This window comes from Thermodesulfobacteriota bacterium (assembly GCA_040756475.1).
In the GTDB taxonomy this organism is placed as follows: domain Bacteria; phylum Desulfobacterota; class Deferrisomatia; order Deferrisomatales; family JACRMM01; genus JBFLZB01.
Window position 1 is genome coordinate 1 of record JBFLZB010000143.1, and the last position, 11,554, is coordinate 11,554.

Below are 11,554 nucleotides of genomic sequence, written 5' to 3' on the forward strand. Positions count from 1 at the left end.
AGAGCTGCTCGCGGGCGTCGTCGGGAAAGGGCACGCCGAGCACCCTTCGCACCAGCTCCCGGAACTCGCCGCACAGGGCCTCCAGATCCCCGGCGGTGAGCTGGGTGTCGGAGGTGCACCCCCGGGCCTTCTTCAGGGCCTCCATGCGGTGCTCGAGCTGGACCCGGACCCCCTGCCCCTCCGCGGGCTCCACCCCGGCGGCCTTCTCCATCACCACGTCGGAGTACATCATGATGAGGCGCCGATAGGCGTCGTAGACGAACCGGGGGTTGCCGCTGCGGGCGATCAGGCCCGGGATCGTGGCCGAGCACAGGCCCACGTTGAGCACGGTCTCCATCATCCCCGGCATGGACGCCCGTGCCCCGCTGCGCACGCTCAGGAGCAGCGGGTCGGCCGGGTCGCCGAAGCGGCGCCCCATCACCTGGGCCACCCGCGCCAGGGCGGCGTCCACCTCGGCTTCCAGGGTAGCCGGGTAGGTGCGTCCGTGGGCCTGGTAGTAGTTGCAGACCTCGGTGGTGATGGTGAACCCCGCGGGCACCGGGATGCCCAAGAGGCACATCTCGGCCAGGTTCGCCCCCTTGCCCCCCAGGAGCTCCTTCATCTTCCCGTTGCCGTCCGCCCCGTCGCCGCCGAAGGTGTATACGTATTGTGCCATGTGGTTCCTCCCGTGGTTGGCTATTGGGGGTTGGGGGCTGATGGGACCTATGGGACGAATGGGACGACGAAGAGCGGAAGTCGCGGTTGCCGCCCTTCATCTCTCACGCTTCACGTCTCACGCTTCACGCCTCACCCGATCCTCGTAAAGTCCGCCACCTTGCGGAAGAGGCCGGCCACGCCGCCCAGGAGGGCCAGGCGGTTGGCCCGCACGGCCGGGTCCTCGGCCATGACCATGACCGCGTCGAAAAAGGCGTCCACGGCGGCCTTGAGCTCCCCGGCGCCGGCCAGGAACTCGGCGTAGGCGCCCCGGGCTGCCGCGTCCTCCATGGCCTCGTGCACCCGGCCGTAGGCCTCCCACAGGCCCCGTTCCGCCTCTTCCCGGAAGAGCTCCGGCTCGGGCCGGCCGGGGGACTGCCCCTTGAGGATGTTGGCGACCCGCTTGAAGGTCTCGGCCAGGGGGGCCAGCGCCCCGCTCCGGCGGGCGTCCTCCAGGGCCTGGGCACGCGCCCGGGCGTCGGAGAGGTCGTCGAAGCCCGCGTCGAGGGCGGCGTTGACCAGGTCGGAGGACAGGCCTCCCTGGGTCAGGAGCCCCTCGAGCCGCCCCCGGAAGAAGGCGAGCACGTCGGCGCGCACCTGCGCCGCGGGCCGGGTCAGTTTGGGGGCGAGCCCGGCCAGGCACTGGTCCACCAGCCACCCCAGCTCCAGCCGGTGGCCCTTTTCCAGCAGGATGCGCAGGATGCCCAGGGTCTGGCGCCGCAGGGCGTAGGGGTCGGCGGTGCCCGAGGGGATCAGTCCCACCCCGAAGCAGCCCACGATGGTATCGAGCTTGTCGGCCACGCTCACCGCCTGGGCCTCGGGGGCCGCGGGCAGCGGGCCCCCGGCCTGGACGGGCCAGTAGTGCTCCTGGATGCCCCGGGCCACGGCCGGCTCCTCGCCGCCCCGCAGGGCGTACTCGCGCCCGATCACCCCCTGGAGCTCGGGAAACTCGCCCACCATCAGGGTGACGAGATCCGCCTTGCACAGCACCGCGATCCGGTCCACGGCCGCGAGGCGGTCGGGGCAGATCCGCTCGCCGATCCGCGCCGCCAGGCCGCGGAACCGCTCCACCTTCTCGTGGCTCGTGCCGAGCTTGGCCTGGAAGACCACGGTCTTGAGCCCTTCGGCGTGGGCCTCGAGGCCCTTCTTCTGGTCCTCCTCGAAGAAGAACCGGGCGTCCGCCAGGCGCGCCCGCAGCACCCGCTCGTTGCCCCGGGCCACCACCGAGAGGTCCCGGGCCCGGGTGTTGGAGACCGTGACGAAGTGGTTCGTGAGCCGCCCGTCGCCGTCGGCCACCGCGAAGTACTTCTGGTGGGTCTTCATGGTGAGGATGAGGAGCTCCCGGGGAAGCTCCAGATAGCGCGGCTCGAAGCTGCCGGTGACCGCCACCGGGTACTCCACCAGGTAGGTCACCGTATCCAGGAGCTCCTCGTCCGGGATGGCCTCGCCCCCCACGGCCCGGGCGGCCTCGGCCACCTGGGTCGCGATGGCGGCCCGACGCTCCGCCGGGTCGAGCACCACCCAGGCGTCGCGCACCTTGCGGAAGTAGTCCTGGGGGTCCATGGCGTCGAAGGCCTCCGGGGCGTGGAACCGGTGGCCCCGACTGGCTCGCCCGCTGGTGATTTCGGCAAACTCCAGGGGCACCACCTCGCCGCCCAGGAGCGCCAGGACCCAGTGCACCGGGCGCGCAAACCCCTCGTCCAGGGAGCCCCAGCGCATGGACTTGCGAAACGGCAGCCGGGCCAGCCACTGGGGCACGAGCTCCCGGAGCACCTCGGCGGCGGGGCGGCCCGCCACCTCTTTTCGCACCGCCAGGTACTCTCCCTTGCCCGTGTGCACCCGGATCAGCTCGGCCACGGCGACCCCGTTGGTGCGGGCAAAGCCCTCGGCGGCCCGGGTCGGGTTGCCCGCGGCGTCGAAGGCGGCGGAGACCGGCGGCCCCACCTTCTCCTCGATCGCGTCGGCCTGCCGGGGGGCCACCCCCTCCACGTGGAGCACGAGCCGGCGCGGCGTGGCCAGGGTGCGCACCGAACCGCACCCGATCCGGGCCGCCGCGAGCCCCTCGCGGGCCAGGGCCCCCAGGGCGTCCTGGGCGGGGGGCAGGAACCCCGCGGGGATCTCTTCGGTGCCGATCTCGAGCAGAAAGTCGGTGGGCTGGCTCATCTCAAGACCCCTCCTGGCCCGCCGGGCGGGCGAGCTTGCCCAGGAGCGGGTGCCCCATCTCCTCCCGCTGGGCCACGTAGGCCTGGGCCACCTGGCGGGCGAGATCGCGCACCCGGCCGATGAAGCGGGCGCGCTCGGTGACGCTGATCACCCCCCGGGCGTCCAGCAGGTTGAAGGCGTGGGAACACTTGAGCGTGTAATCGTAGGCCGGGAGCACGAGCCCCTTGGCCACGAGTCGGCCCGATTCGGCCTCGAACTTGCTGAAGAGGTCGAAGAGCATCTCGGGGTTCGACTCCTCGAAGTTGTAGATGCTGCCCTCCACCTCGCCCCGGTGGTGCACGTCGCCGTAGGTGATGCCGTCGGTCCACACGAGGTCGTAGACATTCTCGACCCCCTGCAGGTACATGGCGATGCGCTCGATGCCGTAGGTGATCTCGGCCGAGACCGGCTTGCAGTCGATGCCGCCCGCCTGCTGGAAGTAGGTGAACTGGGTGATCTCCATCCCGTCGAGCCACACCTCCCACCCCAGTCCCCAGGCGCCCAGGGTGGGGCTCTCCCAGTCGTCCTCCACGAACCGGATGTCATGGTCCAGGGGGTCGATGCCCAGGGCCCGCAGGCTGTCGAGATAGAGCTCGAGCACGTCCAGGGGCGAGGGCTTGAGGATGACCTGGTACTGGTAGTAGTGCTGCAGGCGGTTGGGGTTTTCCCCGTACCGGCCGTCCTTGGGCCGGCGGCTGGGCTCCACGTACGCCACGTTCCAGGGCTCGGGCCCCAGGCAGCGCAGGAACGTGTGGGGGTTCATGGTGCCCGCCCCCACCTCGATGTCGCAGGGCTGGGCAATCAGACAGCCCTTCCGGGCCCAGTACTCTTGCAGCCGCAGGATCACGTCTTGAAAGGTCATGGGGTCTCCTTCATCCCGAAACATCCTCCCCGCCGTCCACCCGCAGGATGGAGCCGGTCATCCAGTAGCAGCCGGGCTCGCTGAAGCAGGCGATGGCCTCGGCCACGTCCTCGGGGCGCGTCAGGCGGCCCATGGGGTTTCGGGCCTGGGCCATCTGGATCATCTTCTCGTGCCCCGGAATCTGCTTGAGCGCCGGGGTCTCCGTCACCCCCGCGAGCACCGCGTTGGCCGTGATCCCCAGGGGCCCGAGCTCCAGGGCGAGCTGGCGGATGTGGCTCTCCAGGGCGGCCTTGGCCGCCGAGACCGCACCGTAGCTCTTCCACGCGATGTGGCCGCCGGAGCTCGTCATGGCGAAGACCCGGGAGTTCTGCTCCAGGTACTGGCGCTGCACCAGATCCTGCACCCAGTACACGAGGCTGTGGGCCATCACGTCCAGCGTCATGATCATCTGGGCCTTGGTGAGCCCCTGTCCGGGCTCGGCGATGTAGGGCTTCAAGGCCCCGAAGGCGAGGCTGTGGAGGAACACCCGCACCCGGGGGCCCTGGCCCATCTCCTCTGCCATCTCGTCGAGCACCAGCCGCCGATTCTCCTCGTCGGCCGCGTTGACGTTGAAGAAGCGCACCGCCGCCCCCAGCCCCCGGAGCTCTTGGATGAGCGCCTCCACCTGGGGCATGGCCGGCTTGCGGTCCAGGTGCACCCCGAAGACGTTCATGCCCCGCTTGGCCAGGGATCGGGCCGTGGCGGCGCCGAACCCGCTCGAGGCCCCCAGGATGAGCGCCCAGCTGCCCTTGAGATCCTCCCGCACCGCTCGCCCTCCACGCCGCCCCGCGCGGGGGCAGCCGCCAAACGCTTGTTTTCTCTCATGGAAAAAGGTGTCCTACGGTATCGCAGGTGCCCGAAGGGGGTCAATTCACCCTTCACCCGGAGGCACCAGCGAGCGCGGGCGCACACCCAGGGCGGCGGTAAGGCCGGCTTCCAGGAGAGGGCCCGCCTCTTCCTCCGCCGAGGCCGAGACCCGCAACCCTCCCAACCGGTCCAGGGGCAGCTCCACGGCAGCCCGAAGGGTGCGCAGGGTTCCCGGCGAGAGGCGAACGGCCCCCGGCTCCGCGCAGGAACCGCACCGTATCCCGCCGGGGCCGGCGGCGTGGCAGGCGGCCCCGTAGCCCGCATACGGCTCGGCACACGCCGGGCACTCTTCCACGGGCAGACCATATCCCAGCGCCGCGAGCGCTCGGGCCTGGAAGACCCGGGCCAGGCTGCGGGGCTCCCCGCCCCGTTCCAGCGCGGCGAAGGTCGCCTCGACCAGCGCGAAGAAGGGCTCGTCCGGATCTCCCTCCCGGGTGCCCAGGCGCGCCACCTCGAGCACCTGGCTGCCCGCCCAGTACGCCTCCACGCTTTCCCGCAGGCGCCCGAACGGGCGCACCAGCTCCACCCCCAGGAGCCGTCCCATCCCCGACCGCCCGGGCCGCACCTCGGCCCGCAGGTGGTGGAAGTAGTCCAGGACTCCCCCGAACCGGCGGCGCGAGTTGCGGGCCCCCTTCGCAAGCACCGCAATGCGGCCCCAGCGCCGCGTGAGCAGCGCCGCCACCAGGTCGGCCTCGCCGTAGGGGGTGGCCCGCAGGAGGAAGCCCTCGGAGATCTCTGGCGTCATGGGGCGGTGAGGGGGGTCTGGGGAGGTGCAGGCGTGCGGCCGCGCATCAGGTCTTGTCCGGCCAGGGGCACAGGGCGCGCACCGCGCACGCGGGGCACCGGGGCTTTCGCGCGGTACACGTCACCCGGCCGTGGCGGATGAGGAGCAGGTGGGCCTCCACCCAGGCGGCGGGCGGCAGCAGTGCCGTCACCGCCTCCTCCACCGCGCGGGGAGCTGCGGACGTGGCAAACCCCAGGCGCCGACACACCCGGCCCACGTGGGTGTCCACGGCAAACGCCGGGATGCCGAAGGCCTGCCCCAGCACGACGGAAGCGGTCTTTCGCCCCACCCCCGGCAGCGCCTCCAGCGCCGCCCGGTCGGAAGGCACCCGCCCCCCGTGGCGCTCCGCCACCTCCCGGGCGAGCCCCACCAGGCTGCGGGCCTTGGTGCGAAAGAGCCCGATGCTCCGGATGAGCCCCTCCACCTCCGCCGCATCGGCCGCGGCCAGCTCCCTGGGCCCGGGAAACCGGGCAAAGAGCGCCGGGGTTTCCCGGTTCACCCGGTCATCGGTGCACTGGGCCGAGAGCACCGTGGCCACCAGGAGCTCCCAGGGGCTTCGGTGGTCGAGCCCCGGCCGCACCGCTCCGTAGGCGGCCCGCAGGCGTTCCAGGACGGCGCGGAGCCTCTCGGCCTCGGCGGTGCGGCGGCGCATGGCGGCCCGAGGGTAGCAGAAACGCTCCGACAAAAGCGAGGGTCCATGCCGCCCCGGTGCCGCGTCGGCAGGGGCTCGAGGGCAGGCGTGCGGCGGAACCGCCTTACAAAGAAGCCGCTCGCCTTGAATCCCCTCGCCCTTGACGGGAGAGGGGCCTGGGGTGAGGGGGAACACGCCCCGTGGCATCCCTCGGGGTGGCCGACGGCCGTGGCCGACTCAGAGGGAGGCGGCCTCCCGCTCTTCGTCGTCGCCGGCGATCTGGGCGATCTTCTGGAGGGCCCACTCGGGGTTGAGCCCGATGGCGGTGGCGACGGCGGTGAAATGGTCCGACCGGAGCCAGAGCCTCGCATCGTCGCGGGTCTCGGAGCTCTTGGCGCCCGACGAGTAGGCGTCGCGTACCGCAAACTCGATGACGGCGAGCCACAGGCGCGCCTCGGGCGAGGGTTCCGAGAGCTGGCCCCGGAGAATGCGCATGACCGAGCGGATCTCGAACTTGCGCTGGTCCCGATAGCCTTCCCGGGAAGAAACGGACGGTTCCGTCCGATCGACCGGGGGCGCGGAATACCCTGCGCAGCCCCCCGCCCCCTCGGCGTAGCGGGCGTGCCGCGTGATGGGCAGCGTGGATTGGGGTAGCGATTCCATGGGACCGTCAGCCCTCGGCCTCGCGGTCGGCATCACCTTTCGCATCTTCGGCTTCCGCGGGAGTCTCCATGCGCTCCCAGATGGGGGCTTGCGGGCCGGGCACGATGCCCGCGATGTCCGGATCCTGGCCCTCGGCTCCCCGCCGTACGTCGTCTCGGTGGGCCTTGCGCTCGGCCCGGCGCTCCGCCTTTTGGGCCTGCTTCTCTTGTCGAGCCCGTTCCTTCTGTCGCTTCATGAACTTCGGATCGCGGGCCATGGGATTCTCCTGCTCCTGCAACGGGCGCCCCGGGCAGTCTCCCCCGCGCCCGAGGTCCGTGGGATTTGCCGGGCGCCGCTCCCGTCCCAGGCGGCGCGCCGCTGCCGGACAAAGCCCAGCACGGGGGCCATGATAGCACGTCGGAGGCTCCTTGTGGGGAAGTATTGCCGTCGACCCCGCTTGCCACCCAGGCGGTGGATCCAGAGACCTGGGATGCCCCTTGCGCTGCGGACCGCGACGGCGTACAAGGGTCGGGTTTCTTGGGGGCCCCGCCCCCGTCTCCCAGGAGCCGACCGGACCCATGGACGACCCAGGCAGTCGAACCCAACCCGATCCCACCCGTCCCGCCCCGCGCCGGGTCGCCTCCCGGAAGGTCTGCTCCGCCTGACCTCCCGCGGCACCGCCGGGGCCCTGGGCCGCGGGAGGTGCCGATGAACACCCTACTCATCCCTGAGCTCCAGGCCACCCTGGTCCGCGGCGATGCCCGCGCCATCCGGGAGTTCGCCGAGGATCTCCACCCCGCTACCCTGGCCGAGTTCGTGGGGGGGATGGAGCCCCCGGACCTGGCTGCGTTTCTCCAGTGCCTGCCGCCCCTGGACCGGGGAGAGGTCTTCTCGTACCTGGAGGTGCCCACCCAGGTGCGCCTGGCCCAGTCCCTCAGGCGCGACCAGCTCGCCGAGCTCGTCACCCACATGAGTCCCGACGAGCGCGCCGACCTGGTCAAGCGCCTCAAGGAGGAGACCCTCGAGGCGCTGTGGCCGGCCCTGGCCCAGGCCGAGCGCGACGACATCCGGCGGCTGGCGGGGTACGAGGAGGGCACCGCCGGGGCCGCGATGACCTCGGACTACGTGACCCTGCTGCCCCACCTCACCGCACGGGAAGCCATCGAGAAGATCCGGCGGGAGGCCCCCGACCGGGAGACCGTGTACTACACCTACGTCCTGGGAGAGGGCAGGAAGCTGGTGGGCTCGGTCTCCCTGAAGGACCTCATCCTCGCGCGCCCGGACGCCAAGGTGGAGGCGCTCATGGTGCCGGGGCCCATCGCGGTGCGGGTGGACGAGGACCAGGAAGAGGTGGCGCGCACCATCGAGAAGTACGACCTGCTCGCGGTCCCCGTGGTGGACGCAAACAACGCCCTGGTGGGCATCGTCACCCACGACGACGCCTTCGACATCCTGCGGGAAGAGCAGACCGAGGATCTGGAGCGCCTCATGGGCATCACGGGGGACACCCGGGAGGAAGCCTACCTAGATATTCCCTCTCCGGTGCACTACCGCAAGCGCGTCACCTGGTGCGTGTCCCTGGCGGGGCTGCAGCTGGTCTCGGGGTGGATCCTCCACACCTTCCAGGGGGCGCTCACGAGCCTCATGCTGCTCGTGGTGTACCTGCCCATGCTCGCCTCGGTGGGGGGAAACACGGGCTCCCAGGCCTCCACCATGGTGATCCGGGCCCTGGCTCTGGGGGAGGTGGAGACCTCGGATGCGCTTCGCATCCTGTGGAAGGAACTGCGGGTGAGCCTGCTGCTGGGGCTCACCCTGGGGACCCTGGTCTTCGGCAAGGTGTACTTCTTTACCGCAGCCGGCGACGTGCCCCCCGGCTACCACGTGGGGTGGATCGGCGTCACGGTGGCCCTGGCCCTGTCCCTCCAGGTCGTCACCTCCACGGTGTTCGGCGCGGTGCTGCCCCTGGCGGCCTCGAAGCTCCGCCTCGACCCGGCGGTGGTGGCGAGCCCCGCGCTCAGCACCGTGGTGGACATCACCGGGCTGCTGCTCTACTTCGGGCTCGCGACCTGGCTCCTGAGCCTGTAAGCCGCCCGGTCGGCGCCGCTCAGCGCGCTGTCCGAACCCGAAAGCGACACCCGCCCCTCCGCCTCGGTGGAGTGGCCGCCCACAGTCTGGAATCCACCTTCGGCTCACCACCCAAGAGCAAGGAGAGCACCACGTCGATCTGACAGGCTCGGCACATCGACGTGTACCGGGTACGGGTGTTCGCGAGTTTGTCCCAAGTTACCCATCACCTTGCTGCGCCAGCCACTGGCGGCCCTTGTCGGTCAGGCGGTATTTCTGCAAGCGGCTGTTGGGTTTGTCGGGGATGGTCATCTCGATCAGGCCTTCGGCCAAGGCCGGTTTGATGTAGCGTTCGCGGAAGGATTTGCGGTCCGAGAGCTCCAGGGCGGATTGCAGCGCCTCGCGTCCCATCTCGCCCCGGATCGCCGCCAGCAGCTCGCCGACTTGGGGGGTGACTTGAGGGGTGACTTGGGGGGCAGTGGTAGTCGCCGTATCCCGAATCATCCGCAGCATGAAGGCGATGAAGGGCGCGGAGTCGGTTTGCCGGGTGCTCTCCTGAATAGCCTGGTAGTACTCGGCCTGATGCTCGAAGATCAGGCTTTCCACCGGGATGTCGGCGAACAGGGGATTCCAGCGCGCCAAGATCAGGCTTTGCCACAGCCGTCCCATGCGGCCGTTGCCGTCGGCGAAGGGGTGGATGAATTCGAACTCGTAGTGAAAGACCGAGCTGGCGATGAGCGGATGGGCGTCGGTGGCGGCCAGCCAGCCGAACAGGTCACCCATCAGCTGAGGAACCTGGTCGGCGGGCGGGGCCATGTGGATCACCTGCTGGCCCGCCATTACCCCTACGCCGCCATGCCGGTAGATTCCCGCTTCGTCGATCAGGCCGGACATGAGTATCCGATGGGCTTCCAGCAGGTCCTTTTCCGCCTCGGGCTTCCAGGTGTCGAAACGGTCGTAGGCGGACAGGGCGTTTTTCACCTCCTGCACCTCGCGGGGCGGGGCGATGACCCGCTTGCCCTCCAAAATCGCGGTGATCTGCGCCTCACTCAGGGTGTTGCCCTCGATGGCCAGCGAGCCATGAATGGTGCGGATGCGGTTGATGCGTCGCAGCCGCAAGGCTTTCGCCTGATCGGTGAGCACGGTCAGCCGCCCGATGGCCTCGCTGATGGCGGCAACCCGGTTCAGGATCTCCGGGGTGATGGTGTAGGGCGGCTTGTATGCGCTCATGCGGCGGCCTCCCCAGCGGTGAACAACGCCGACTCGAAGGTGGTCCAGGCGGATTGGCGGAGGGTGGCTGCTTCGAAGCGTTTGGTAGAAGCATCTATTCGAGCAGTTGCAAGGCTATCTATAAGATGCTTCTGGGCAACCTGATCTTTAATAGGAAACCTCAAATCCAACAACGCTGGTTTGGAAATGTTTTTCATCGTCGGTGACGTGCCTGTCAGACGCGATTCAATTTACTCCAGAACCGAATGCAATTTCATCACTTCGGTCAAGAAACGCGGCAACACCTCTCCATTCGGACGAAAAAGGCGCCGAAAGAACGCCGGGACGTCCTCGAAAGAACGCCGGGACGTCCTTGCTTTATTGCCTTTTCACGGCGCCGGGCGAGGACGTCCTTGCCTTATTGCCTTCTCGCGGCGAGCGATCACATGGTGCAGCAGACCCGGCGCGTCCAGGTGAGGTTGTCTCGGCATGACGGCATGAACTACGTCCAGTCCCTTACCGAGTCAAGCAGAAAGCAATAACACAACAGCGTCCCCTCGCCCCGTACCGCACCGTCGCCGACTCCAGGTACTCCAAGAACTTCTCCCGATCGCGCTGGCTCTTGAAGATGTCCCGCCGCTCGTTGCCACGCGACGTCGCGTGGTAGAACGCCCCCGGGTACTCGATCCTCAATGGCCGCGCCATCGCCGCCTCCGTCCGCCCCTTCCCGTCTGGCCCCCTGCTCTATCTACCGCCTTCTGTCAGATGTGTGGACCTGACCCCGTTGCGTTTCTGCGTTGCGTTTCTCGCACACTACGACGCGAGACCGTGCCGCACAATGCACGGTTGCACTTACGTCCCCTCACGCCTCCTCAAAGAATAATAGAATAAATGTTCATGCCTGCATTCTCATTACGGCCAACGGCGCACTCAACCGGCGCTTTCAAGCGTCCGGTTCGAGCGCTGGTTCGCTTCTGGCTGATTCAGTTGCGAGGCGCCATCGCCACGGGAAGAAATAGCCAAGAAACACAATAGATATTCCGTATAGCACAAACATAAAACCACTGTCCCCCGTTGCCTTTAGTGCTTCACTGCCCCAGACAATTGATGCTTGCGCAAACGCAGTCCCAAGTATCGTGGAAAAGTAGAATGGGATAACTATTCTCTTGGGTTCGTCCTTGCCAAATCTTCTAATTCTTGATTTCCTAAACAGGAACCTCTCAACGCAAAACAGCAAAACAAAGAGAAACAATGCCTCGCAAATCAGCACTACGGAAAAAAGCCCGCCGTTTGTCTGGATGTTCACTTCTGCATTGTGGAATCTTGAGTACATCATATAGACACCATTAATTGCCATAAGACTCCAAATTATCCAGTTATTGATCAGAGTCTTTCTGAATTGCATCTCCATTCCTCTCGCTGTCTGTCTTAAAGACCGAGTAGGCCGGGGGCGGTTGCCCGCCCCGGCCCCTCTAAGAACCGTACGTGAACGTTTCCATTCATACGGCTCAAGCACTCCCAAAGGACTCCCTTCTGGAGAGCCCCGGTGGCGCCACGCCGT

11 protein-coding genes are annotated in these 11,554 nt (G+C 68.3%); 1 reads left to right on the forward strand and 10 read right to left on the reverse strand.

Annotation, left to right across the window (positions count from 1 at the left end; all coding sequences use genetic code 11):
- From AB1578_17220 to AB1578_17255, 8 genes are all read right to left on the reverse strand, one after another.
- On the reverse strand, nucleotides 1-655 hold a 655-nt coding region (locus AB1578_17220), incomplete at its 3' end, for a PEP/pyruvate-binding domain-containing protein (protein MEW6489636.1).
- Between the two features lie 131 nt (nucleotides 656-786).
- Nucleotides 787-2,856 (reverse strand): glycine--tRNA ligase subunit beta, encoded by a 2,070-nt coding sequence (gene glyS, locus AB1578_17225; protein ID MEW6489637.1) that lies wholly within the window; start codon nucleotides 2,854-2,856, stop codon nucleotides 787-789.
- A 1-nt stretch (nucleotide 2,857) separates the two neighbouring features.
- On the reverse strand, nucleotides 2,858-3,757 hold the full coding sequence (gene glyQ / locus AB1578_17230; GenBank protein ID MEW6489638.1) for a glycine--tRNA ligase subunit alpha: 900 nt from the start codon (nucleotides 3,755-3,757) through the stop codon (nucleotides 2,858-2,860).
- Between the two features lie 10 nt (nucleotides 3,758-3,767).
- Nucleotides 3,768-4,562: an SDR family oxidoreductase gene (locus tag AB1578_17235; GenBank protein MEW6489639.1), complete on the reverse strand. Its 795-nt coding sequence runs from the start codon at nucleotides 4,560-4,562 to the stop codon at nucleotides 3,768-3,770.
- Nucleotides 4,563-4,667: 105 nt separating this feature from the next.
- Entirely contained in the window at nucleotides 4,668-5,408 is a 741-nt protein-coding gene (recO, locus tag AB1578_17240; protein ID MEW6489640.1) for a DNA repair protein RecO, read from the reverse strand.
- A gap of 46 nt (nucleotides 5,409-5,454) precedes the next feature.
- Nucleotides 5,455-6,099, reverse strand: coding sequence for an endonuclease III (gene nth / locus AB1578_17245; protein MEW6489641.1), 645 nt, complete (start codon nucleotides 6,097-6,099; stop codon nucleotides 5,455-5,457).
- A 216-nt stretch (nucleotides 6,100-6,315) separates the two neighbouring features.
- Nucleotides 6,316-6,741 carry a hypothetical protein gene (locus AB1578_17250; GenBank protein ID MEW6489642.1) on the reverse strand — a complete coding sequence of 142 codons (426 nt, stop codon included), beginning with the start codon at nucleotides 6,739-6,741 and terminating at the stop codon, nucleotides 6,316-6,318.
- A gap of 7 nt (nucleotides 6,742-6,748) precedes the next feature.
- Complete coding sequence (locus AB1578_17255) at nucleotides 6,749-6,997, reverse strand: hypothetical protein (GenBank protein MEW6489643.1); 249 nt, start codon at nucleotides 6,995-6,997, stop codon at nucleotides 6,749-6,751.
- Nucleotides 6,998-7,428: 431 nt separating this feature from the next.
- On the opposite strand from AB1578_17255, the gene mgtE reads away from it, so the two are divergent.
- Nucleotides 7,429-8,805 (forward strand): magnesium transporter, encoded by a 1,377-nt coding sequence (gene mgtE, locus AB1578_17260; protein ID MEW6489644.1) that lies wholly within the window; start codon nucleotides 7,429-7,431, stop codon nucleotides 8,803-8,805.
- 198 nt (nucleotides 8,806-9,003) lie between these two features.
- Here mgtE and AB1578_17265 read toward each other — a convergent pair whose 3' ends face one another.
- Together AB1578_17265 and AB1578_17270 are read right to left on the reverse strand one after the other, a co-directional pair.
- On the reverse strand, nucleotides 9,004-10,014 hold the full coding sequence (locus AB1578_17265) for a Fic family protein (GenBank protein ID MEW6489645.1): 1,011 nt from the start codon (nucleotides 10,012-10,014) through the stop codon (nucleotides 9,004-9,006).
- A 922-nt stretch (nucleotides 10,015-10,936) separates the two neighbouring features.
- Nucleotides 10,937-11,554 (reverse strand): hypothetical protein (locus AB1578_17270; protein ID MEW6489646.1); only part of this gene is annotated, 618 nt, incomplete at its 5' end.

Excerpts from the sequence above, each read along its gene's own strand:
- glyS (MEW6489637.1), bottom strand. The coding sequence starts at position 2,856 with ATGAGCCAGCCCACCGACTTTCTGCTCGAGATCGGCACCGAAGAGATC.
- glyQ (MEW6489638.1), bottom strand. The coding sequence starts at position 3,757 with ATGACCTTTCAAGACGTGATCCTGCGGCTGCAAGAGTACTGGGCCCGG.
- recO (MEW6489640.1), bottom strand. The coding sequence starts at position 5,408 with ATGACGCCAGAGATCTCCGAGGGCTTCCTCCTGCGGGCCACCCCCTAC.
- nth (MEW6489641.1), bottom strand. The coding sequence starts at position 6,099 with ATGCGCCGCCGCACCGCCGAGGCCGAGAGGCTCCGCGCCGTCCTGGAA.
- AB1578_17250 (MEW6489642.1), bottom strand. The coding sequence starts at position 6,741 with ATGGAATCGCTACCCCAATCCACGCTGCCCATCACGCGGCACGCCCGC.
- AB1578_17255 (MEW6489643.1), bottom strand. The coding sequence starts at position 6,997 with ATGGCCCGCGATCCGAAGTTCATGAAGCGACAGAAGGAACGGGCTCGA.
- mgtE (MEW6489644.1), top strand. The coding sequence starts at position 7,429 with ATGAACACCCTACTCATCCCTGAGCTCCAGGCCACCCTGGTCCGCGGC.
- AB1578_17265 (MEW6489645.1), bottom strand. The coding sequence starts at position 10,014 with ATGAGCGCATACAAGCCGCCCTACACCATCACCCCGGAGATCCTGAAC.